Source organism: Paenibacillus sp. GM1FR (assembly GCF_002803315.1).
Taxonomy (GTDB): Bacteria; Bacillota; Bacilli; order Paenibacillales; family Paenibacillaceae; genus Paenibacillus; species Paenibacillus amylolyticus.
Genome location: NZ_MKZL01000059.1, coordinates 202144 through 225144 on the forward strand (window position 1 = coordinate 202144; position 23001 = coordinate 225144).

Annotated in this window: 20 protein-coding genes; 4 read left to right on the forward strand and 16 right to left on the reverse strand. The window is 45.0% G+C overall.

Annotation, left to right across the window (positions count from 1 at the left end; all coding sequences use genetic code 11):
* Positions 1–217: 217 nt before the first annotated feature.
* Positions 218–1198 (forward strand): aldo/keto reductase, encoded by a 981-nt coding sequence (locus PAEAM_RS26975; RefSeq protein WP_036610151.1) that lies wholly within the window; start codon positions 218–220, stop codon positions 1196–1198.
* A gap of 262 nt (positions 1199–1460) precedes the next feature.
* Here PAEAM_RS26975 and PAEAM_RS26980 read toward each other — a convergent pair whose 3' ends face one another.
* The 4 genes from PAEAM_RS26980 to ilvB all read right to left on the reverse strand — a co-directional run bounded on the left by PAEAM_RS26980 (position 1461) and on the right by ilvB (position 6626).
* Positions 1461–3002: a 2-isopropylmalate synthase gene (locus PAEAM_RS26980; protein ID WP_017689653.1), complete on the reverse strand. Its 1542-nt coding sequence runs from the start codon at positions 3000–3002 to the stop codon at positions 1461–1463.
* A 139-nt stretch (positions 3003–3141) separates the two neighbouring features.
* Positions 3142–4134 (reverse strand): ketol-acid reductoisomerase, encoded by a 993-nt coding sequence (ilvC, locus tag PAEAM_RS26985; RefSeq protein WP_036669754.1) that lies wholly within the window; start codon positions 4132–4134, stop codon positions 3142–3144.
* A 261-nt stretch (positions 4135–4395) separates the two neighbouring features.
* Positions 4396–4878, reverse strand: a complete 483-nt coding sequence (gene ilvN, locus PAEAM_RS26990) for an acetolactate synthase small subunit (RefSeq protein ID WP_024628317.1) — start codon at positions 4876–4878, stop codon at positions 4396–4398.
* A complete protein-coding gene (gene ilvB / locus PAEAM_RS26995; protein ID WP_036610160.1) occupies positions 4875–6626 on the reverse strand; it encodes a biosynthetic-type acetolactate synthase large subunit in 1752 nt (583 codons plus the stop codon). The genes ilvN and ilvB overlap by 4 nt, the downstream gene beginning before the upstream one ends.
* A gap of 603 nt (positions 6627–7229) precedes the next feature.
* On the opposite strand from ilvB, the gene PAEAM_RS27000 reads away from it, so the two are divergent.
* Positions 7230–7673 carry a GNAT family N-acetyltransferase gene (locus tag PAEAM_RS27000; RefSeq protein ID WP_036611020.1) on the forward strand — a complete coding sequence of 148 codons (444 nt, stop codon included), beginning with the start codon at positions 7230–7232 and terminating at the stop codon, positions 7671–7673.
* Between the two features lie 6 nt (positions 7674–7679).
* On the opposite strand, the gene PAEAM_RS32005 is transcribed toward PAEAM_RS27000, so the two are convergent.
* The 9 genes from PAEAM_RS32005 to PAEAM_RS27045 all read right to left on the reverse strand — a co-directional run bounded on the left by PAEAM_RS32005 (position 7680) and on the right by PAEAM_RS27045 (position 16522).
* A complete protein-coding gene (locus PAEAM_RS32005) occupies positions 7680–8069 on the reverse strand; it encodes a hypothetical protein (RefSeq protein WP_047842246.1) in 390 nt (129 codons plus the stop codon).
* Positions 8070–8285: 216 nt separating this feature from the next.
* On the reverse strand, positions 8286–9248 hold the full coding sequence (locus tag PAEAM_RS27010; RefSeq protein ID WP_047842245.1) for an ABC transporter permease: 963 nt from the start codon (positions 9246–9248) through the stop codon (positions 8286–8288).
* Positions 9249–10328, reverse strand: coding sequence for an ABC transporter permease (locus PAEAM_RS27015; protein WP_036669750.1), 1080 nt, complete (start codon positions 10326–10328; stop codon positions 9249–9251).
* The gene (locus tag PAEAM_RS27020; protein WP_036610171.1) at positions 10321–11859 is read right to left on the reverse strand and encodes an ABC transporter ATP-binding protein; all 1539 of its coding nucleotides are present in this window, start codon (positions 11857–11859) and stop codon (positions 10321–10323) included. Before PAEAM_RS27020 ends, PAEAM_RS27015 begins: the two co-directional genes overlap by 8 nt.
* Positions 11860–12158: 299 nt before the next feature.
* The gene (locus PAEAM_RS27025; RefSeq protein WP_076252456.1) at positions 12159–13199 is read right to left on the reverse strand and encodes a BMP family lipoprotein; all 1041 of its coding nucleotides are present in this window, start codon (positions 13197–13199) and stop codon (positions 12159–12161) included.
* Between the two features lie 578 nt (positions 13200–13777).
* Positions 13778–14137, reverse strand: a complete 360-nt coding sequence (gene rplT / locus PAEAM_RS27030; RefSeq protein ID WP_017689664.1) for a 50S ribosomal protein L20 — start codon at positions 14135–14137, stop codon at positions 13778–13780.
* An 88-nt stretch (positions 14138–14225) separates the two neighbouring features.
* Positions 14226–14429, reverse strand: coding sequence for a 50S ribosomal protein L35 (gene rpmI / locus PAEAM_RS27035; protein ID WP_017689665.1), 204 nt, complete (start codon positions 14427–14429; stop codon positions 14226–14228).
* Positions 14430–14453: 24 nt separating this feature from the next.
* On the reverse strand, positions 14454–14948 hold the full coding sequence (infC, locus tag PAEAM_RS27040) for a translation initiation factor IF-3 (RefSeq protein ID WP_017689666.1): 495 nt from the start codon (positions 14946–14948) through the stop codon (positions 14454–14456).
* Positions 14949–15283: 335 nt separating this feature from the next.
* Positions 15284–16522, reverse strand: a complete 1239-nt coding sequence (locus PAEAM_RS27045; protein ID WP_036610177.1) for a glycosyltransferase family 2 protein — start codon at positions 16520–16522, stop codon at positions 15284–15286.
* Between the two features lie 711 nt (positions 16523–17233).
* On the opposite strand from PAEAM_RS27045, the gene PAEAM_RS27050 reads away from it, so the two are divergent.
* A complete protein-coding gene (locus PAEAM_RS27050; protein ID WP_017689668.1) occupies positions 17234–17761 on the forward strand; it encodes a phosphatase PAP2 family protein in 528 nt (175 codons plus the stop codon).
* Between the two features lie 50 nt (positions 17762–17811).
* Positions 17812–18963, forward strand: coding sequence for an MGDG synthase family glycosyltransferase (locus PAEAM_RS27055; protein ID WP_100529524.1), 1152 nt, complete (start codon positions 17812–17814; stop codon positions 18961–18963).
* A 140-nt stretch (positions 18964–19103) separates the two neighbouring features.
* On the opposite strand, the gene PAEAM_RS27060 is transcribed toward PAEAM_RS27055, so the two are convergent.
* The 3 genes from PAEAM_RS27060 to PAEAM_RS27070 all read right to left on the reverse strand — a co-directional run bounded on the left by PAEAM_RS27060 (position 19104) and on the right by PAEAM_RS27070 (position 22623).
* Entirely contained in the window at positions 19104–20657 is a 1554-nt protein-coding gene (locus PAEAM_RS27060; RefSeq protein WP_100529525.1) for an ABC transporter substrate-binding protein, read from the reverse strand.
* Positions 20658–20757: 100 nt separating this feature from the next.
* Complete coding sequence (locus tag PAEAM_RS27065) at positions 20758–21621, reverse strand: carbohydrate ABC transporter permease (RefSeq protein WP_370511436.1); 864 nt, start codon at positions 21619–21621, stop codon at positions 20758–20760.
* A gap of 96 nt (positions 21622–21717) precedes the next feature.
* Entirely contained in the window at positions 21718–22623 is a 906-nt protein-coding gene (locus tag PAEAM_RS27070) for an ABC transporter permease (RefSeq protein WP_017689672.1), read from the reverse strand.
* Between the last annotated feature and the right edge of the window lie 378 nt (positions 22624–23001).

The following is a 23001-nucleotide window of genomic DNA, read 5'->3' on the forward strand; positions in this document are numbered from 1 at the left end:
TATATTTCATTCATTAATTATTCATAAAGTAACGTCTCATATTAACTCTCTCCTTTGTATCATATTCCAAGGTCATTTGACCAAGATATACAATCTATGACTTTAATAGATTCTACCTATAAGCCAATAGAGATTGGCCTTTCCAAGTTGTTCTGACCTCCCGGCTGGGTTAAAATATAGCTGAATTCAAATCAGGTACGCAGGAGGGATAAGCAATATGCAATATTCGTATTTGGGTAAATCAGGCCTCAAGGTCAGCCGAATCTGTCTCGGTACCATGAATTTCGGGCCTGCTACAGATGAAAAAGAAGCTTTCCGCATTATGGACGCAGCACTTGATGCAGGGGTGAACTTTTTTGATACCGCTAACATCTACGGTTGGGGTGAAAATTCCGGCCTTACCGAAGAAATTATCGGACGCTGGTTCAACCAAGGTGGGGGCAGACGTGAAAAAGTAGTTCTAGCCACCAAAGTCTATGGCTCCATGCATGATGATACAGATGGCCCCAACAACGAAGCTGGCCTCTCCGCCTACAAAATCAGACGGCATCTGGAGGGTTCCCTCCGCCGCTTACAGACCGATCATATCGAGCTATACCAGATGCATCATGTAGACCCTGCCATATCGTGGGACGAGCTGTGGGGTTCGTTCGAGAATGCCGTTCAACAGGGTAAAATCGGTTATGTAGGATCGAGTAACTTTGCTGCATGGCAGATTGCAATCGCTCAAAGTGAAGCCAAGAATCGTCATTTCCTCGGCCTGGTTTCCGAACAACATAAATATAGCCTCAACTGTCGTTTGCCCGAGTTGGAAGTACTGCCCGCTGCCAAAGAGCTGGGCCTCGGCGTCATTCCATGGAGTCCACTGGATGGTGGATTACTGGGACGTAACGCTCTGCAAAAGCTGGAAGGAACACGCAGCGGGGGCATCGCTGGACGGATCGAGCAGCAGCAAACTCAGCTTGAAGACTTTGCCGCACTGTGTCGTGATCTCGGTGAACCACAGGATACGGTGGCTTTGGCATGGGTTGCAGCCAATCCGGCGGTGACCGCCCCGATTATCGGACCGCGTACGCTGGAGCAGTTTGAGACCGCACTCAAATGTCTGGACGTGACTTTGGATGAAGCCGTGCTCAAACGTCTGGATGAGATTTTCCCAGGTCCAGGTGGACATGCACCTAATGCATACGCGTGGTAATAGCTTGATAGCGTAAGTCAATGTAATAGGTAATCGTAGAAAATGTACTGTGTTTTACTGCCATAATCATATAAATAATAAGCAAAAGAGTCTGACCCTCCACAGGAGAGTCAGACTCTTTACGTACCTCACTAAACGTAACAAAACAAGCCGAACGATCTTCTATATCCATTAAATTAAAGATAGATCATTCTAGCAGCATACATGTATCTCAGCTTAAAGTTCAGTTCAATGAAGGGTGCGTGCTTCTTGCATTGAGAGCCTACAGATTAACGTTTACACGGTTCGTGTATGTCTTGCGCTTCTCAATCAATTGATTCAGGCCGTCTACATAGGCGCGTGCACTTGCACCCAATATATCTGTGCTTACGCCACGTCCTTGTACCGAAACCTGATTCTGAGTCAGCACAACATGTACTTCACCCAATGCATCTTTACCATGCGTTACCGATTTGATGGAATAGTCAGACAACGTTACGTCTTCCCCACTCACTTGGTCAATCGCATTGTAGATTGCATCTACCGATCCGTTACCCTCTGCTTGCTTCTCAAGCGTATCCCCGTCAAGCGTTGCAATGCGGACTTTGGCCGTTGGTACCGATTCATCTCCGTACGTTACGAAGATGGATTCCAGTTTATACACCTCAGGTGCATCCTGCAATTTCTCTTCAATTACGGCAAGCAGATCTTCGTCAGTCACTTCTTTTTTCTTGTCAGCCAGATCTTTGAACTGGGCGAAAGCCCGATTCAATGCTTCTTCTTCCAACTCATACCCCAGATCAATCAACCGTTCACGGAAGGCATGACGACCAGAATGTTTACCCAGTACAAGTTTACTTTCCTTCAGACCGATGGACTCTGGAGTCATAATCTCGTACGTTGTTTTTTCCTTCAACATGCCATCCTGGTGAATGCCGGATTCATGTGCAAAGGCATTTGCCCCAACAATAGCTTTGTTTCCAGGCACAACCATACCTGTCAAACGGCTAACCAAACGACTGGTCCGTGCAATCTCAGACAACTGCAGCGATGTTTTCGCTTGGAAAAATTCCTGACGTGTCTCCAGCGCCATAGCAATTTCCTCGATCGCCGTGTTTCCGGCACGTTCACCAATGCCATTAATCGTACCTTCGATCTGATCGGCTCCGTTGAGAATGGCTGCAAGTGTATTGGCCGTCGCCATACCCAAGTCATTATGGCAGTGGGCACTCAGCTGTACCTTTTCAATACCGTGTACATTCTCCTTGAGATGTTTGAAAATGTTTCCGTATTCATATGGGCTCAGGTAACCAACCGTATCCGGAATATTCACGACAGCTGCACCTTCTTCAACAGCCATATTCACCATTTCCACGAGGAAATCATACTCGGTACGACCTGCATCCTCAAGGGAGAATTCAATCTTCGAGAATGTTTTCTTTGCATAACGAATCGCGGAACGAGCTGTATCCAGTACCTGCGCTTTGTCCATACGCAATTTATGTTGGCGGTGAATAGGTGAAGTTGCCAGGAAAACGTGAATGCACGGGTCCTGTGCACCTTTAAGTGCTTCCTTAACTGCATCAATGTCTTGCTCTCTGGAACGGGACAAGCCAATTACAGTCACATTTTTGACCGCATTTGCTACTGCATTGACAGCTGCCAGGTCACCTGGAGATGCCGCCGGGAAACCCGCTTCCATCCGGTCAATGCCAAGCCGCTCGAGCTGATGGGCAATTTCCACCTTTTCACGAGTGTTCAGATTGACTCCCGGGGATTGCTCTCCATCACGCAGCGTTGTGTCAAATACATAGATTTTACGCACGCTTCGCACCTCCTGTACTTGTTATTATATGTTTCTCTGAACCAGCAATAGCGGCTCACGCATAAGCACGGCCGCTATTCCCAGTTAAAGCTCTAAGTTTACTTGATTACCTTAAAGTGCATGCTCTAGAAGTTAATGCTTACTTCTTGATCCAGTGCATCATCTCACGCAATTGTCCGCCAACCACTTCGATTGGGTGTTCAGCTTCGTTACGACGAGTTGCTGTCAAGAATGCACGTCCGGATTGGTTTTCCAGAATGAAGTCGCGTGCGAATTTACCTTGTTGGATATCCGTCAGGACTTCTTTCATTGCTTTCTTCGTATCTTCAGTTACAACGCGAGGTCCAGTTACATAGTCACCGTACTCAGCTGTGTTACTGATGGAATCACGCATGCTTGAAAGTCCGCCTTCATACATCATGTCAACGATCAGCTTCAGTTCGTGCAGACATTCGAAGTATGCCATTTCAGGAGCGTAACCCGCTTCTGTCAACGTTTCGAACCCAGCTTTTACCAATGCACTCACACCACCACACAGAACAGCTTGCTCACCGAACAGATCTGTTTCTGTTTCTTCACGGAAGGAAGTTTCGATAACCCCTGCGCGTGTACAACCGATACCTTTAGCATAAGCCAAACCGATTTCTTTAGCTTTACCCGTTGCATCTTGCTCAATCGCGATCAGGCCCGGTACACCAAAACCTTCCACATAAGTACGACGTACCATGTGACCAGGGGACTTAGGAGCTACCAGCAATACATCGCTGTTTTTTGGAGCAACGATTTGACCGAAATGAACGTTGAAACCGTGTGAGAAGAGCAATGCAGCGCCTTCTTTCAGGTTTGGTTCGATTTCGTTTTTGTATACAGAAGCTTGAGTTTCGTCTGGCAGCAAGATTTGAACTACATCTGCGCGGCTTGTTGCTTCAGCCGGGGACAGAACTTCAAATCCGTCATTTTTTGCAGTGTCGAAGGATTTACCTTCACGAAGTCCGATGACTACGTTCAATCCACTATCACGAAGGTTTTGAGCTTGGGCGTGGCCCTGGCTACCATAACCGATTACCGCGATCGTTTTTCCTTTCAATACGTTAAGCTCTGCATCCTGTTCATAATAAGTAGTTACTGGCATGTTTATAAGTCCTCCTTTGTATTGTAAAGAACCCTTCATTAATGAGCGGGTGTCTCAAGGGACCGCCTCGCTTGGAGTGTCAAAAGCATCTCTGGTCTGATCCGATCCGTTCAGACACCCGCCCATTAATGCGGGAATGTAGCTATATTTTCAAGCGTTACATCACTAAAATGTTAAATTACAACTGTTAAGGGACTGACACTCACATAAGATCAACTGTATATGTTAGCTAACCGTCGTCCCTTTTCATTCATTATAACTTTATACGTTGCCGCGTACCAATGCAGTTATGCCTGTACGGGACAATTCGCGAATGCCATATGGCTTGAGCAATTCAATCATAGCATCAATTTTGTCCGTATCTCCGACTACCTGCACAATCAGGCTGCCTGGACCAACATCTACAACGGATGCGCGGAATGTTTCTACCACACCCAGAATTTCAGGACGCTCGGAAGGCTCTGCTTTCACTTTAATCAAAGCAAGTTCACGGGCTACCATCGGTTTCAGGCTGAAATCAACCACTTTAATAACATCGATGATTTTGTACAATTGTTTCTCAATCTGCTCCAGCGTTTTATCGTCACCAATGGTGACAATAACCATCCGGGAGAGTCCAGGTTCTTCCGATTGACCTACGGTAATACTCTCAATGTTAAATCCCCGTCGACCGAACAACCCTGACACACGCTGAAGGACGCCTGGCTGATCGTTTACCAATATTGAAATCGTATGTCTAATCATTCGTCAGCATCCCCCATCAGCATTTGATCAATTGTTGCTCCCTGCGGAACCATTGGATACACATTTTCATCCTTGCGTACTACGAATTCTACAACGACTGGTCCTGGTGTATCCAAAGCTTCCTGCCAAGCACGCGCTGCTTCTTCTTTATTCGTTGCACGCAATCCTTTCACGCCATATGCTTCAGCCAGTTTTACAAAATCCGGGCTTCCTGCCAGATCAATGTGGCTGTAACGGTTCTCATAGATGAGTTCCTGCCATTGGCGAACCATTCCAAGTACCTGATTGTTAATGATCACAATTTTTACCGGTATATTGTTAATAGCACAGATTGCGAGTTCTTGGGAACACATCTGCATTCCGCCGTCACCGTTAATGGAGATAACGAGTCTGTCCGGATTGGCCATCTGAGCACCAATTGCAGAAGGGAATCCAAAGCCCATCGTTCCGAGACCACCCGAAGTTACCCATGAACGTGGTTGATTAAACTTGTAATATTGTGCCGCCCACATCTGATGTTGTCCCACATCCGTAGTCACAATCGCTTCACCTTTGGTTGTATCATTCAACATTTCAACAACCCACTGCGGTTTCAGCACTTCGTCTGAATCCGTATAGCTGTATGGCTTCTCTTGTTTCCACTGTTTGATCTGGTCTCTCCATGCATCTGCACGCTCTGCACGTCCAACTTCTTTGTTGGCTATTTCAAGTACGGTCTTCACATCACCAACGATTGGAATATCGGTTGCAATGTTTTTACCAATCTCAGCCGGATCAATATCGATATGAACGATTTTGGCATGTGGAGCGAATCCGTCCAACTTACCTGTTACCCGATCATCGAATCGTGCGCCGATATTAATCAGCAGATCCGACTGTTGGATGGCCAGGTTGGATGTGTATGTTCCGTGCATTCCTGGCATCCCTGTCCATAGTTCATGCCCACTTGGGAATGCACCAAGCCCCAGAAGGGTTGTCGTAATCGGAATGCCTGTCTTCTCAACAAACTCGAACAGTTCTTCATGTCCTCCCGAGTATACCACACCGCCACCGGCCAGAATCATTGGACGTTCTGCTTCCTGAATGGCCTGAGCCAAACGGTCAACCTGCAGTTTGTTTGGTACTGTCCGTGGATTGTACCCTCTTAATGTAACAGGTTCAGTACTCGGTTCAAACAAGGTTTTGTTGGCTGAGACATCTTTCGGAATGTCGATCAGTACAGGACCTTTACGGCCGGTGTTGGCAATATGGAATGCCTCATGAATGATACTCGACAAATCCTTAACATCTTTTACCAGATAGCTGTGTTTGGTGATCGGCATTGTAATCCCGGTAATATCCGCTTCCTGGAAAGCATCCGAGCCGATCAGGCTGGAATTAACATTTCCCGTAATGACAACCAGCGGCACAGAATCCATATATGCCGTGGCTATTCCAGTAACCAGATTGGTTGCTCCCGGCCCGGAGGTAGCGATACAAACACCAACTTTGCCGCTTGCACGTGCATATCCGTCAGCTGCATGAATTGCACCTTGTTCGTGACGGGTTAAGACGTGTTTGAAATCCTCGAAACCATACATTGCATCGTAAATGTACAACACTGCGCCACCCGGGTAACCAAATACGCAATCCACACCTTCAAGCAACAAGCTTCTCAGCAGAATTTCGGAACCGCTAATGACCTCCGGCTTCATCCATTTTTCACGTAATTCATCTGTCGATCGTACTTCTGGAATTTGAGCTCCCATTAGTCATCCTCCTCTCGGAATTTACACCATTCTGACATTTAAAGTTACAAAAAAAACCTTCCATCCCCTGCAAACAGTTCATGCTTGCGAGGGACGAAAGGTTATCGCTTCCGTGGTACCACCCAACTTTGCCCGAAATTTCGCAATAACGGACCTTACCAGGTACAACAAAACGAATAGCTCAAACGAACGTAGTCGTTTCCCATACCTGTTGTCTGTAACGCAGACATACGATTTTCCCTAATACGCGAAAGGAGTGACATCCAGTGCTTTTCAGGAAAACAGCTCCGAGGTGAGCTCGTATATAAGGGATAATGGTGGTGGTTTCAGCAATTCCAGCCACTCTCTGAGCAAAAGAGCCCTTAAAACTTCGTCCTCTTCATAGCCGATGAAATATTCTCGTTAAATGTTAGGAACATTATATGATTCCTCCAACCGATAAGTCAATACCTGTTTTGCATAAAAATTCAGAGAACCTTCCTTCCTCCCTCTTCAGCCTATAAGGTTGCCCTAATCCCAGCGCTTCATTCAGTCACCTTTTATCTTGCTTCGGGCATAGGATATACGAGCAGCACGACTGGTCCTGAAAGGAGGCTCCGCATGGTGATTCGGCAACGCACATCCAAGCTGGATGATGGCGCCATCATGAAGCTGATTGACACTCAACTTGTTCCTTTATCCCATATGAGCGAAAAGGAAATTAATAAAATCCGCAAAGAAATACCCCTGCGAATGAACAGGGGCATGACCTTTGTTGTCTCGCCGGAGCCAGATAAAGCTGCTGTGGCATTCATCCATTTTCTCATGCATGGGGAATTGCTCTATGTCGATATGATGGCCGTTAGTCCGAAAGAACAACGCAAACGTTACGGGCAAACTTTGTTGCTCAAAGCAGAGAGCTTTGCGGTATCTCGGGGTTGTCGAAGATCTAAAGTGATGGTGGATGAGGGCAATACCAAAGGGCTTCAGTTTTATCAAAAAAATGGATACAGCGCGATTCGATATATCATGATAAGCCGCTGCTACGAATTGGAAAAAACATTATAGAATGTCCTAGAAAAATCCTGGTGGGCGTGGACCTGGACCATAAGGGCCGAATCCAGGACCAGGTCCATATCCGCCACCAGGTCCTCCAGGTCCATATCCCGGTCCGTAGCCTGGACCATATCCAGGGCCTGGTTTTGGTCCAGGTCCATATCCGGGACCGAAGCCGGGACCACCTCCATAAGCATAAGGCAGTGTAGCAATAGCGAGCAGATCAAACAATACCAGTGGCAGAATCGCTTTTGTACGTACTTTTTTGCCATTCAAACGCTTGAGTACCAGTTTGTTGCCCGATACTTTCAACAGCTTTCCCGTAACCCGAGTGCCGTCTTTTTTGATTGCAACAATATTTTTGCCTATTAATTTCATCGCTTCATCACGCGTAACTTGTTGTTTCATACTTTCCCCTCCTCCTCGGATCGTTCAAAACAGTGTATTCGTCCATCACTGAATTCGCCTGTTTCTTTGTCCCTACCTGAAAATATGGGTATCTGCACGAGAACCAAGTTAAACGTGAAAAAGTGGCTTGGTGACGCTCAAAAAAACAAAAAAGGCCCGCACAAGGCGGACCCTTTATCAAAACTCTGAATAGCTAAACTGATATAGAAAAGGTTGTTACCTTTTCCCCGGATCATATGCTTCACCGAGTGCAGACGGAGCCGAAGAACGTCCAACCGCTGCAACGAGAACGATGATGGTAAGCAGATAAGGCAACATGAAAATAATTTCCTGGGGAATACTTTGTGACCATTCAAACAACTGTACATAGTTTCGGATCGCTTGTGAGAATCCAAAGAAGACAGCCGCACCAAAGGCACCAATCGGATTCCACTTACCAAAAATCATAGCTGCAATGGCAATATAACCTTGGCCGGAAACCGTATTGTGTGAGAATGTACCCGTAGTCGTCAACGTAATCGCAGCTCCACCAATAGCCGCAAGCGCACCACTGATCATAACGCCAATATAGCGATAACGAAGCACTTTAACACCAACCGTATCAGCCGCACTTGGATGTTCACCTACAGAACGAAGGCGCAGACCAAATGGCGTTTTGAACATGATGTAATACGTCAGGAATACGAACAGAATGGCCAAATATGTTGTTGGATATACGTTCTTAAAGAAGGCTTCTCCAAGCAAAGGAATGTCTTTCAACAATGGCACATCAAACTTGCTGAAGCCTTGAACCAACGGTGAATCACCAGAACCTTCAAACAACAGTTTAACCAAGTACAACGTACTTCCTGCTGCCAAAAAGTTAATGACGATACCACTGATAATCTGGTCTGCCTTAAATGTGATAGACGCAACGGCATGAATCAGAGATACCAGTACGCCCAATACAATCGCTAGCAAAACTCCCATCCAGGCCGATGTCGTTCCGCCCATGCCCGATTCTTGAGCATAATGCGCCCCGATTCCAGCTGCAAAGGCACCAAAGACCATAAAACCTTCAAGTCCAAGGTTGGTTACACCTGATTTTTCCGAAAAAATTCCGCCGAGTGATGCAAAAATCAATGCCGTAGCAAAGACAAGCGTCGTATTGATAATTTGCCCAATTGTCAACAAGTCCATCTACAACACCTTCTCTTTCTTACGCTTCGAATAGAACGGTTTAAGTATCCAGCGCACGATGCCTTGTGCCGCAATGAAGAAGATAATCGAACCGATCACAATCCGAATAATCTCAGGCGGAACATCCGCAGCAAAACTCATACCTGCAGATCCGTACGTGAGGGTACCAAACAACACTGCCCCCAATAACACCCCAAACGGATGATTCAAACCAATCAGGGCAACCGCAATTCCGTCAAAGCCTGTTCCCGGTGAACCCGACATTACGGTTTGGTATTGGAACACACCAAGAACCTGGAATGCACCACCAAGACCGGCAAGCATACCACTGATAAACATCGCTTTTACGATATTCCGGTTAACATGCATACCTGCATATTCAGCCGCATTAGGGTTGTAACCTACCGCGCGGATTTCATAACCTTGTTTTGTTTTCCACATATAGATATAAAAGAGCACAGCCATCACAATGGCAATCAACGTCCCCATGTGTACACGCGAATTGCCCATCAGTTCAGAGAGCCATGTCAAACTAATCGAAGCCGATTCGCTGATATCCACGGAACGATTCTCGCCCTTCAACAGCAAGAATTGGCGAACGATAAGGTTGGCCAGATACAGACCAATCCAGTTCAACATGATACTACTGATAACTTCATTGACCCCACGTGCCGCCTTCAGATAACCAGCAATAGCGGCCCACAGACCACCAAACAATGCACCGGCAATCAAAGCCAGTGGCGCATGAAGGTAGATCGGCAAACCTGCAAACTTAACACCAACAAATGTTGCAGCGGTCATACCAACGAGAAATTGACCTTCTCCCCCGATATTAAACAACCCTGCACGTGATGCAAATGCAAATGCTAGTCCAGTCATAATTAGTGGCGTCATTTCCCGTACTGCTTCACCAAAGTTGTACATGTCGCCAAATACCTTGGTGAACAATGCACCATAGGCTTCAATTGGATTGTAACCACCAATCAGCATGACAACTCCACCGAGAATAAGACCCATAATAATAGCTACTACAGGCAAAATAAATGAATCTCGGGTAAACCATTTCAATACGTTATTCATGCGCAGTACCTCTCTTTTGGGTGCTGCCCGCCATCATCAAGCCGAGCTCCCTGTCATTGGTTTCTTCCGGCAGCACCTCGCCAACGATCTGTCCTTCATAAATAACTGCAATTCGGTCAGATACATTGATAATCTCATCAAGCTCAAATGAAATCAGCAGAACAGCCTTCCCTTGGTCGCGCTGTGCAATCAGTTGCTTTTGCACGAACTCAATAGCCCCTACATCCAAACCACGTGTTGGTTGCGCAGCGATAAGCAGTTCAGGGTTTTTATCTACCTCACGGGCGATAATGGCCTTTTGCTGGTTTCCTCCGGACAAGGACCGAGCTTTGGTCTCGATGCTTGGTGTACGCACGTCAAATGCCTCAACAAGCCGCTTCGCCTGCTGTTTGATGGCATCGAAGTTAAGGAACCCTTTACGGGTGTATGGTGCTTTATAATACGATTCCAGAACGATATTTTCGCTCACTGAAAAATCAAGTACAAGTCCGTGTTTATGGCGATCTTCCGGAATGTGGGCTACACCCGACTCCGAGATATGGCGCGGAGAATGATTGGACAGCTCCTTGCCTTCCAAAAGAATCGAACCGCTCTCTACTTTACGAAGTCCGGTAAGAGCTTCAATCAGTTCACTTTGGCCGTTACCATCCACGCCTGCGATTCCAACAATCTCTCCTGCACGTACGTTCAGGTTAAGTTGGTTCAGAACCGAAATACCTTCTTTATTCTTGGCCGTTAATTTACTGACTTCGAGCACATTGGCTCCAGGTGTAGCCGGTTTTTTGTCCACTTTGAATGTGACATTCCGCCCCACCATTTTCTCTGCCAGCTCATTCGGATTGGTTTCCGATGTTTTAACCGAATCAATTACTTTACCCCGACGGATAATCGTTACCGTATCGGAGATTTCCATGATTTCTTTCAGTTTGTGCGTGATCAAAATAATGGACTTTCCTTCAGCTACAAGCTTCTTCATGATAATCATCAGTTCTTTGATCTCTTGAGGAGTCAATACGGCTGTAGGCTCGTCAAATATCAGAATGTCTGCACCGCGATACAACGTTTTAACAATCTCTACACGTTGCTGCATTCCGACAGAAATATCATGAATTTTGGCATGAGGATTCACCTTCAGTCCATACTGTTCGGAAAGACGCTGAACTTCAGCGGCTGCTTTTTTATAGTTAATATTGAGACCCTTCGTTGGTTCAGATCCCAAAATAATGTTCTCTGTTACCGTGAACGGCTGTACAAGTTTAAAATGCTGATGCACCATGCCTATGCCAAGATCGATCGCTCGGTTAGGGCTGTCGATGATGACAGGCTTGCCATTCACTTCAATGGAACCTTCATCTGGCTGATAGAGACCAAATACAATATTCATCAACGTTGACTTACCAGCGCCGTTTTCGCCCAGTAGCGCATGGATCTCGCCCTTACGAAGCTGAAGGCTGATGGCGTCGTTGGCAACAATGCCTGGGAAACGCTTCGTAATTTGTTTTAACTCAACGACGGGGGTTGCTGCACCCATGTAATCACCCTTATAACTGATATAGTGTGGTTCCGCAAACGTAAAAAAAAACGTCTATCGACGTACTTTCAAAGAAGACAGACCGCGCTTAGCTGAAGTTTTTCTTGCGATAATCGAATGGTTCAGCTCATTAAGAACAACTCAATTCCATTATCTTAAGAAAAGCTCCTACCGGAGCGTTGGTGCACAGTGACCTTGTACAATTGTTATGATGACTTGATCAAATGTTCCTGTTCTTGCAATCATAAGGCCGGTCAAGACCGGCCCCAATGATTATTCATTTGCAACTTAGATCAAAATTACTCTGTAGGAACTTTGATTTCGCCGCTGATGATTTTTTCTTTGTACTCTTCTACTTTAGCAAGTGTATCAGCAGATACATTGGCAGTAGAGGTATCAGCAATACCTACGCCGTTTTCTTTCAAAGTCAGGTTCTCGGAACCGCCAGCGAATGTACCATCAACTACTTCTTTGTTAACGCGCTTAACTGCTTCGTCAACTTTTTTGATCATGGAAGTCAAAGTGATCTCATCACCAAACTCAAGAGATTGGTCTTTGTCTACACCGATAACCCATACATCTTGACCTTGCTTCTTACGAGCACTTGCTTCGTTAAACACACCATTACCTGTTGCGCCAGAAGCGTGGAAGATAATATCTACGCCTTCATTGTAAAGTGTTGCTGCTGCTGCTTTACCCAAGTCAGGTTTATCAAATGCACCTGTGTAGTTAGAAATGAATTGAGCATCAGGGTTAACTGCTTTAACGCCTTCTCTGAATCCTACTTCAAACTTTTTGATCAGTGGGCTTTCCATACCGCCTACAAAACCAATTTTGTTGGATTTAGTTGTCAGACCAGCCACAACACCAACCAGATAAGATCCTTCTTCTTCAGCAAATGTTACGGATTTAACGTTAGGAGCATCAACAACACTGTCGATGATCGCGAGTTTAGCATCAGGGTTTTGCTCAGCTACAGTTTTGATTGCATCAGCCAATTGGAAACCGATACCCCAAGTCAGATCATATCCGCCTTTAACGAATTCGTTCAGGTTAGGAATGTACTCTTCATCGGATTTACTTTGCAGGTATTTAACAGCAGTACCTGTTTCTGTTTCAGTCGCTTGCAAAGCTTCCCAAGCGGATTGGTTAAAGGATTTGTCATTAACTCCACCTACGTCAGTAACCATACCGATTTTGAGATCGGATTTCGCTTCAGTAGATGTGCCACCTGTATCTCCTCCGGCATTTGTTTCTTCTTTCGGTTTGCTACCGCAACCTGCGAGCATAACCGATACCGCCAGCAACATTACCAAAGACAAGCTGAGCATCTTTTTCATTTCTCTTTTTCCCCCTTAATGATATATCCCTCATTCCAATCCAGCCTACAATTGAACGGTTAACAGATAGCAGGAATGACTTTTATGCAGAATGTATGGTTTCTTCGACATTAAAAGCGCATTCTCACCCTTGAAGCATCCTATCATCTGTCGAAAAACCGAACAATATGACATGGAGAGAAAAATCTAGGACTAGCCTACTAGAGGTGATTATACAATCAACCAGTGTTAAAATCCAGATGTTTCATCACCAAATATCACATATTTTTGTTCTTTTTTTATTGAAAACGCTTAATAATTTAGCGTTTTAACACACTAACGTTACAACGATGTGATGTTATATAACAAAAACATATCGCGAACTTTAGTGATGAGTGGGTTTTACCTGTTTTTATTTGTATTATTTCACCGTTCGTATTTTATGTATTCCCATGGACCGTTATTCACCAGTTATCTGGTTTCATTGTTCCCTTCCAGACTGCAGCCTATTCGCTCTACTCATCCAGAGATTCCTCTTCGAATTTCTTACAAGCCGTAAAAAAGCCGCCATATAGGTACGGCGGCTTGTATCATACAATTTAAGCGTTGATTTTGCCTTTAGCTACAGTAGCCAAAGAGTTGAACGCATTGATGTCGTTAACGGCCAGATCAGCCAACATTTTGCGGTTCATGTCTACTCCAGCAAGTTTCAAACCATGGATCAGTTTGTTGTAAGACAAACCATTCATACGTGCTGCAGCATTGATACGAACGATCCACAGTCTGCGGAAGTTACGTTTCGTGTTGCGACGGTCACGGTATGCGTATACCAGGGATTTCATTACTTGCTCGTTAGCTGTTTTAAAAATACGGTGTTTGGAACCGAAATAACCTCTTGCCAGTTTCAAAACCTTTTTATGACGACGACGTACTACAAAACCGCCTTTTACTCTTGCCATATTAAAGAACCTCCCAAATAAATATAAATGTATCCGTGGTATGTGTACGGCCGTAGCCGATCCCCCATACGGAATGTACTAATTAGAATTAGCCTTTCAAGTTAGCCAAGCCTTGTTTCAAACGTCTAACATCCCCGGCAGCCATAACTGGGTTACCGTTCAGAACGCGCTTAGCACGTTTGGATTTGTGGGAAAGCAAGTGGTTTTTGTGAGCTTTGTAACGAAGGACCTTACCGGAACCGGTAATTTTGAAGCGTCCTTTCAAACTGCTGTGTGTTTTCATTTTAGGCATTTTGTGTTTCCTCCTCCAATGTTATCAGGCTTTAGGAGCCAAGATCATGATCATACTGCGGCCTTCCAATTTCGGTTGACGTTCAACAGTACAAAGTTCTGCAACTTCTACCTTAACGCGCTCCAAAATCCGTTGACCAATCGCGGCATGTGCAATTTCACGTCCGCGATAACGAACAGAACATTTCACTTTGTCGCCTTCGTTCAAAAACTTAACTACATTACGAAGCTTCGTTTGATAATCGTGCTCCTCAATATTGGAACGGAACCATACTTCTTTAATATCAACAATTTTCTGGTTCTTACGGGCTTCTTTATCTTTCTTTTGTTGCTCATAGCGGAATTTGCCATAGTCCATAATACGACACACCGGCGGTTTAGCCTGTGGTGCCACATTGACCAGATCCAAATTCAGGTCAATCGCCATTTGCAGTGCTTCGCGAATGGGCGTAATCCCAATTTGTTCTCCTTCAGCTCCGACAAGGCGTACTTCCTTCGCCCGAATCTCATCATTAATCATGTGATCTTTACTAATAATCGTCCACCTCCAGGTCATTTTGAATATCCAGTTAAACAAAAATAAAAGGGATGCCGGTCAAGCTACCGACATCCCTGTAATCAACACAATTCTTCATGAGTATACACTTCATAAATTATTGGGATCGTTGACCAGCCAACATGTTTGTTGATCAGGTGAGAAGTCGGACTTCTGCTTGTGATTCCATTGCTATTCGCTTTAAGGCACTTGAATACTATATCACCCATGAAATACATTGTCAACATTCTTCACAACTTTTTTTCGTGAATTACACATTTGTGATATCAGATGTCAACAAAATATCGCATGCATGTTCCTTACCCTTGTTTGCTTTGCACCTCATCCAACCGTACAACACGTGTATGTTGAGTGTGGCTCCACTGTTTGTTGTTCTGCGTAAAGAAAGCGTAGAACGTAATCGGGTACCAAGACAGCAGGTAGATCGGGAACAAAATCAGATATAGATAAACTTTGGCAAAGGTAACCTTCTCCAGCGCCATGGACAACAGGAACGTCAGAATGTTCAAACCAATAGCCACGAACCCAACCCATAACGGGAAGTATCCATAAATATTAGCAATGTGCGGACCACTGAATATAGCCATGTCTACCCACATCACAGCCGTCATCAGGAACGTAAGCAACACCACATAGACATTGGCTCCATAGATAGCAAGGTCAAATTTCACCAGGCTTCTTTCCTTAATGGACTGCCAGAGCAGCGGGAAGAAGTATCTACGCGCAACTGTAAAGTGACCTTGCATCCAGCGCAGACGTTGTCTCGCTGAAGCTTTGAATGTTAATGGCTTCTCATCAAATACTTTGGCGTCATAGTTGAAAACAGGATACACATTACGTTGCACACTGCGCATCGTAAACTCCAGATCCTCAACCAGACTTGTTGCACCCCAACCAATTTCCTTCAACAGGTTGGTCTCAAAGCACATTCCGGTTCCTCCGAGGAAATTCGCCATATTCAAGTTATGACGAGACAACTGCCACAGACGGTTGATGTACCAGTAAGAAACACCGTAAGCTGCAGTAATCCAGGAATCCTCCGGATTTTTCGTATCAATGTATCCTTGGATAACACGTGAACCATTGTTCAAGTCATCATTCATCTCAAGCAAGAAGTTACGGTCAACCAGGTTATCCGCGTCAAACATAACAACTGCGTCATACTGACGTGGCAATTTCCACAGGTACTTAAGCATCCATTCGATGGCGTACCCTTTACCTCTTAAATCGGCATTGGTACGTACACAGGCGTTTAATCCATGCTCTCTGACAATTTGAGCCGTTCCATCCGTACAGTTGTCACAGATGACAAACACATCGTACAGATCTTCCGGATAATCAAGTTGTTTCAAGTTCTCCATCAAGGCACCAATGACTTGTTCCTCATTGTGTGCTGCGACGAGTACAGCGAATGATTTTGTCGCCGGATAATGTTTCTTTTTCTTTTTCTTAATCAGACCGAACAGCGAAAACGTGAATTGGTACACGGCTAGCAGTGCCAGAATGACCTGCATCGTGACGAATATAGCGTCCAACATCGTTCTCTGTTACCCCCTTTTTTTCAAAACCCAGTTTACTCAAGCATTTCTCTTCCTGATTCTGCAATTTATTTTTTTTTGATCTGCAGAATATGACCCTGTTCTTTTGTGTACTACGTGAATATATCAGGCAATGTTTCAAAGCTTGGTTGCTATCAGTTGGCTGCTTTATCGATTCTGTATCCTTTTCAGTCATTTGTCAAAACCCCAATTTCACTTTTTGAAGCAGAAATGTGATCTTTAAACGCTGAATAGACACTTCGTGATACCACAACCTCGCATTCATGCCTGTTATATCTTATTTTCAGCCGTTTACTTGATTTTTATTTCTAAAGTCCCTGCTTTTTTCATCAGCATGTTATTCTTCGTCAGAGGCTCTATAACAAATAACGCAAACAGACCTCAAAAAGTTTGAAACAGAACTCACATTTTTTTTACCTCATTTCAGCCATGTTGAATCATTGTATCTTTTTTGGCTGACCCAAGTCAAAAAGTTAAGATGGGTATATATCCACTCTTTAACATGAATTTCACGTTCTTTACATGGGTTCTTCTTGAAAAGGACAACATTTAAAAATATGATAAACATATACCTGAAATAACCTCAAGTTCATGAAAAACGGTTATATACTAATCAGGACGAAACCGGATGCAGAAAATCACCGGAAATAATGCCGCCATTACGGGCGGCCTGACTGGCAGGAGGCCAATATGAGCCGTTTATTCTTAAAGTTTCAAGATTATGATCGAAATGTTTTTATGTGGATCAACGGCCGACTTCATAATCGTTTTATGAATTTTTGGCTGTATTATTTCACCCATCTGGGTGGAGCAACTTCATCTATTGCAATATCGTTGTTAATCTGGCTGCTTGCTCCAGCTCCATGGAGCACAACAGGACTCCAGGCATGTATCGCCCTTGCGGTCAGCCACATCCCTGTAGCCATCGCGAAAAAATTGTATCCCCGCATTCGACCTTATCTGGCCTTGCCGGATACAATTACGTTCCGTAATCCCCTGACGGATCACTCGTTTCCTTCAGGGCACACAACTGCCATTTTTTCGGTCACAGTTCCCTTTATGACCACTGATCCGATCTTATTGCTAATATTGTTGCCTGTGGCCCTTATTGTCGGATTCTCTCGAATTTATCTGGGGTTACACTATCCTTCCGATGTTCTGGCGGGTGCCACAATAGGTACTTTAGTCGCACTTGCAACAGTTGCATTCTGGTCTTAAAGCCGATATGTTAGACTCAGAAAAACCTAGCAGGAACAGGTGAAGTAAGCGTGGAGAAAAAAAGAGTATTACTATTATCTGAAGGCTTTGGTACGGGTCATACTCAAGCCGCCTATGCACTGTCCAGCAATTTGCGAAAGCTCTCGCCAGACGTGCAGACAAAAGTGCTTGAACTGGGAAGTTTCTTAAATCCAAAGGTTGCACCTCTGATTATAACAGCATACAAAAAAACGGTTACCAACCAACCCAAACTTTTCGGATACGTATACAGACACCAATATAAAAAATCATTGAACAGGCTGACCACACTGGCGTTGCATAAACTGTTCTATACACACACACGCAGCGTTGTGCGCCAGTTACGTCCCGATGCGATTGTCTGTACACATCCGATTCCAAGTGCTGTCATATCCAGACTGAAACGTCTGGGTGTACAGGTTCCCCTATGCACAGTCATCACCGACTATGATGCACATGGGACGTGGATTAACCGTGAAGTAGACCTTTATCTGGTTTCTTCAGATGAGGTTAAGTCCAAACTAATGCTACGAGGCGTACCTGCAGACAACATTCGAGTCACGGGCATTCCGGTGCATCCAAATTTTTGGGAGCATCCCGGGCGAGAAGAGATCCGAAGCAGATTTAACCTCAAGAACATGCCTACTGTACTGGTGATGGGCGGCGGTTGGGGAATGCTCAGCGACAAGCTGGTCCATCCGTTGCTGACACGCTGGCATGAAGATATTCAGATCATTTTTTGTCTGGGTCGCAATGATAAAACACGGATCAGCATGGAACAGAACCCGATGTATCGCAAAGAAAATATTCACATTATGGGGTACACCAACGAAGTGGACAAATTAATGGAAGTATCCGACCTTCTGATCACCAAACCTGGGGGAATGACATGCAGTGAAGGCTTGGCGAAAGGAATTCCCATGTTGTTCCACAACCCTATACCTGGTCAGGAAGAAGAAAACGTCCATTATTTTACAGAAAGAGGTTTGGGAGAACCCATAACTTCGCCCGACGTAGTGGTTAAATGGATGAACAAGCTGTTGCATCACTACCCGGATGTTGTACGTAAACGCAAACGTCATCTGGCGGAAATCGCCAAGGTTCATCCAATGCAGAGCGCTCAAAGTATTATCGATCTGCTGGAGGACGTTCGTCCTTCATCCGCAGAAGAGGCCCGTTTATGAATTTATCCCATTAGGATGTCGCTTCCTGTATTCTTCGTCCAATCACGCCTCTAACCAACGGCTTCAAACAAGCCTGCAACCACATTGAAAAGGTGCCTTCGAATTTGAAGGCACCTTTTCTTTATGAAGGAAAGTACAAACTATTGAGTGCCTGCTGACTTCAAATACTCCTGCCACTGCTTGGTGTATTCTGCCTGAATTTTTTCCAAACCTGCTTGTTTAGCCTTCTCCATAAATGTGTTCAATCCAGCCTCTACGTCTGCCACCAAACCTACATTAAGCGGATACAGATATTGTTTTTCCACTTGTTCCAATGCAGCCTTCTCGGCTTGGTACGGTGTCCAGTCTTCAGCAAATCCGGTATAAATATCCGGCTTTTTGATTTTGTCGAGATCTTCAAACATGGTCAGCACGTCATCAAAGGTTTTGTCATAGAGCATGAATTCCGGGTTACGCCATGCCCAACCATTCATGCCCTCACGCGGGAAGCCGTTTGTTTGTGCATCGCCTACCATTTTGTAGTATCCATTATCTACCTCGAAGTTTTTGCCTTCAACGCCGTATTCAGTCAACCAGTTATATCGTTTGTCTGTCACCAGTTTCTCATAAAATGCCAATGCTTTTTCCGGGTTTTTACTGCTACGCGGAATCGCAAAACCATTGTGGATCGGGTGAACCGGTTGTGCAAACCCTTTCGCATTCGGGTACGGGAAATAAGCCAGTTTCCAATCTGGATGAGTAGACTGCACCTTGATGACATCTGCATTAAATTTGTTCGGGTTCTCCCCGGAAAGAACAACAGCCGCTTTTCCATTTTGCAGCAATGAGTTGGAAGTATCCTTTACATTCAGTACGTTTTTCGGGAAAAATCCTTTGTCCATCCAACGTTTGTATGTTTTCAGGTCTTCCAGGTGTTGCGCCGATCCCCAGTAGGACGTCACAGTTGTTGGTGTATCATACATAATATCCAGTCCATATGGAAGTTGACCTGCTGTATTAACCAGCTTGGATGTCAATTGACGAATACCATGGGTATGGTTGGCATTGCTATCCGCAATCGGAATCATATTGGGTTCGTTGGCTTTGATGCCCTCCAGATACGCTTCGAGCGTCTCCAAGGATTCCGGTTTCGGAAGATTGTACTTCTCGCGCAAGTCCTCACGGTACGCAATTCCCTCGGTTACATACTCAATCCAAGTGGATGGAACTGTATAGATTTTGTCATTGATTTTGACAGCATTCCACATGTCATCAGGTACATGAGCTTTCAGCGCTGGCGCTGCTGTAGGCAACATTTCATCCAGTGGCAGGAACGCACCCTTCTTGGCATAGGACTGGTAGAATGTCCAATCTGCTGTGAAGATCAGATCGATCGGCTGTCCGGAAGACAGCAGCAGTTTATATTTTTGATCCCAGTCGGTCCAGGAGGTGTAGTTGAATTTCACATTGACGTTCAGATCAGCCTCCGCCAACTTATTGATCTCGGATTCAATAACAGGCAGATCTTTCGGAGCATCCCCAAGCATATAAAATTGAAGTGTGACTTTCTCGCCTTTGTTCCCGGATGTTCCTCCCTGCTCGCTTCCTTGCGTCGATCCCCCCGAACCGTTATTACATGCGGCAAGTACCCCGGCGAACAACATCAGGGCAAGTACCAGAGACAGGTGCCGAATTGTTTTTTTACGCATACGCATCCTCCCTTTTTGTGGTGAACCTTTATATGTTAGCGCAGACTCGCCATGCTTCAGACCAGAAATGATGTCAATGGCCTGACACCCACAGCGTGTTCACGTTCTAACCTTTCACTGCACCAATGGTGAGTCCTTTGACAAAATAACGTTGTACAAACGGATACAGGAACAAAATCGGTCCCGTTACAACGATAGCCATTGCCATCTTGGTTGATTCGGTAGGCACATCCTGACTGAGTGTGATCCCTGTGCCAATCGCCATCTGGTCAATGAATGTGATCGTGTTCATCGTGTTGTAGAGATAAAATTGCAGTTGGTACATATCCGGGTTGTTAATGAAGAGGGATGAGGTAAACCAGTCATTCCAGTAACCGAGTGCCAAGAACAGACCTACGGTGGCGATACCAGGCATCGCCAGTTTCAACACAATGCTGAAATAGATGCGGAAGTCATTCGCTCCATCAATTTTGGCGGACTCAATCAATTCATCCGGCACTGCCGAGCGAATGAAGTTTTTCATCAGGATAATGAGGAATGGCGTCATCAACCCCGGGAAAATAAGTACGGTGTACGTATCTGTGAGATTGAAGTAGTTCGCCAGCATAATGTACCAAGGCACAAGTCCCCCACCAAACAGGGTTGTGAAGTAGATAAAAAACGAGAACGTGTTCCGATATTTAAAATCCTTACGCTGGAGCACAAATCCAGCCATCGTGATGAGGAACAGCCCTAGCGTAGTCCCCACCACCGTTGTAAAGACCGTTACCCCATAAGCCTTGAGTACCTGAGTCGGGAATTTGAACACCATTTTGTAACCTTCCAGGGAAAAGTCCGTTGGAAAGAGGTGATAACCATCCCTCACAATGGACTCGTTGCTGCTGAATGAACCGGATAAAATCAGCAGGAACGGTAGCAAGCACATGATTGATAAAATGATGATGAAGCTGTAGGAAATCAGTTGAAACATGAAAGTGAATTCCGAATCTCTGAGACGGGTATTCGTACGAGTGTGAGTATTCATTGGCGTGTTCATGATTGTTCTCCCTCCTGCCCTGCGGGCGTTCTAGAACAAGGCGTAGTCCTCATTTACTTTGCGGATAATATAGTTGACGGTCATGATCAAAATGAATCCAAACAAGGACTGATACAGACCAGCAGCCGTTGCCATCCCGATATCAAACGTGACTTTCAGTGAACGATACACATACGTATCAATAATATCTGTAGCGTTGTACAGCACCCCGTTGTTGCCGATCAGTTGATAGAACAGGTCAAACTGCCCCTTCATAATGCTGCCAAGCGAGAACAACAGCAGGATGACAAAGGTTGGCTTCAGCATCGGTACTGTAATGTACCAGATCCGCTGAAATATATTGGCCCCGTCGATTCGGGCAGCCTCATAATACTCGTCACTGATACCCGTTATGGCGGCCAGATAGATGACCATGCTGTATCCAAGATTTTTCCACAGATAAAAGATGATGATCAGGAACACCCAGATCCAGGGTGTGTTATAAATGTCGACCGGGCCGGCCTCAAAACGTTTGAGCACCGTGTTCACAAAACCCGACTCGTAGTTAAACATGTTGTAAGCGATTACACTTAATAGTACAAACGAGATGAAATACGGCAAGAACATGACGGATTGCGTGATTTTTTTGAATAACCTGCCCCGGATCTCGCTAAGCATGATCGCACAGAAGATCGCCAGACCGTTTCCTAATATAATGAAGGCGAGATTGTAACCCACGGTATTGGTTGTGAGCTTCAGCAACATTCCGGATTGCCATAGGAACTTAAAGTTCTCCAGACCGACAAATGGACTACCAAATAATCCGCCTTCAAAATCATACCGGGTGAATGCATAATAGATGCCGACCATCGGAAAATACGAGTTAATCAGAAAAAAGATCAGCGTGGGCAACAGCATCAGAAACATGATTTTGTTTTTGTTCAATTCTTTGAGCATGGCTCGATCCCTCCCGAATTTCTTGCGGTGCTGCGTGGTGGAGCTCTCTTTTTATTGTAGATGCTCTCTTCACTCACGGATACTGAAGCTTCCCTTCAGAAAATGAACGATTCTGCGAAATGAACTATGAACAAAATGAACGAACCATGAAATGAACAGACATTCACACACATCCGTTCACAAATGTTGATATCGTGCATAGGCTACACCTAGTGAACAATCCAGCGAAAGTTGAACTTTATGTAGAGAAAACAGGCAAAATGGCCTGTCCAGCATTGATGTAAACGCATACATAATATATAATTCAAGTTACTCTTGCTCTTCTGTACATCGATATATGAAGCCTCACATATGTATATGAAATTCTATGTTGTTCAC

Bases quoted from the DNA above. Each gene is read 5' to 3' on its own strand.
- PAEAM_RS27045 (WP_036610177.1), bottom strand. From the start codon at position 16,522: ATGTTGGACGCTATATTCGTCACGATGCAGGTCATTCTGGCACTGCTA.
- PAEAM_RS27060 (WP_100529525.1), bottom strand. From the start codon at position 20,657: ATGCGTATGCGTAAAAAAACAATTCGGCACCTGTCTCTGGTACTTGCC.
- PAEAM_RS32005 (WP_047842246.1), bottom strand. From the start codon at position 8,069: ATGAAACAACAAGTTACGCGTGATGAAGCGATGAAATTAATAGGCAAA.
- PAEAM_RS26975 (WP_036610151.1), top strand. From the start codon at position 218: ATGCAATATTCGTATTTGGGTAAATCAGGCCTCAAGGTCAGCCGAATC.
- ilvB (WP_036610160.1), bottom strand. From the start codon at position 6,626: ATGGGAGCTCAAATTCCAGAAGTACGATCGACAGATGAATTACGTGAA.
- PAEAM_RS27050 (WP_017689668.1), top strand. From the start codon at position 17,234: ATGAGCCGTTTATTCTTAAAGTTTCAAGATTATGATCGAAATGTTTTT.
- ilvN (WP_024628317.1), bottom strand. From the start codon at position 4,878: ATGATTAGACATACGATTTCAATATTGGTAAACGATCAGCCAGGCGTC.
- rpmI (WP_017689665.1), bottom strand. From the start codon at position 14,429: ATGCCTAAAATGAAAACACACAGCAGTTTGAAAGGACGCTTCAAAATT.
- PAEAM_RS27020 (WP_036610171.1), bottom strand. From the start codon at position 11,859: ATGGGTGCAGCAACCCCCGTCGTTGAGTTAAAACAAATTACGAAGCGT.
- ilvC (WP_036669754.1), bottom strand. From the start codon at position 4,134: ATGCCAGTAACTACTTATTATGAACAGGATGCAGAGCTTAACGTATTG.
- PAEAM_RS27065 (WP_370511436.1), bottom strand. From the start codon at position 21,621: ATGTTTCAACTGATTTCCTACAGCTTCATCATCATTTTATCAATCATG.
- PAEAM_RS27010 (WP_047842245.1), bottom strand. From the start codon at position 9,248: ATGGACTTGTTGACAATTGGGCAAATTATCAATACGACGCTTGTCTTT.
- infC (WP_017689666.1), bottom strand. From the start codon at position 14,948: ATGATTAATGATGAGATTCGGGCGAAGGAAGTACGCCTTGTCGGAGCT.
- PAEAM_RS27025 (WP_076252456.1), bottom strand. From the start codon at position 13,199: ATGAAAAAGATGCTCAGCTTGTCTTTGGTAATGTTGCTGGCGGTATCG.
- PAEAM_RS27015 (WP_036669750.1), bottom strand. From the start codon at position 10,328: ATGAATAACGTATTGAAATGGTTTACCCGAGATTCATTTATTTTGCCT.
- rplT (WP_017689664.1), bottom strand. From the start codon at position 14,137: ATGGCAAGAGTAAAAGGCGGTTTTGTAGTACGTCGTCGTCATAAAAAG.
- PAEAM_RS27070 (WP_017689672.1), bottom strand. From the start codon at position 22,623: ATGCTCAAAGAATTGAACAAAAACAAAATCATGTTTCTGATGCTGTTG.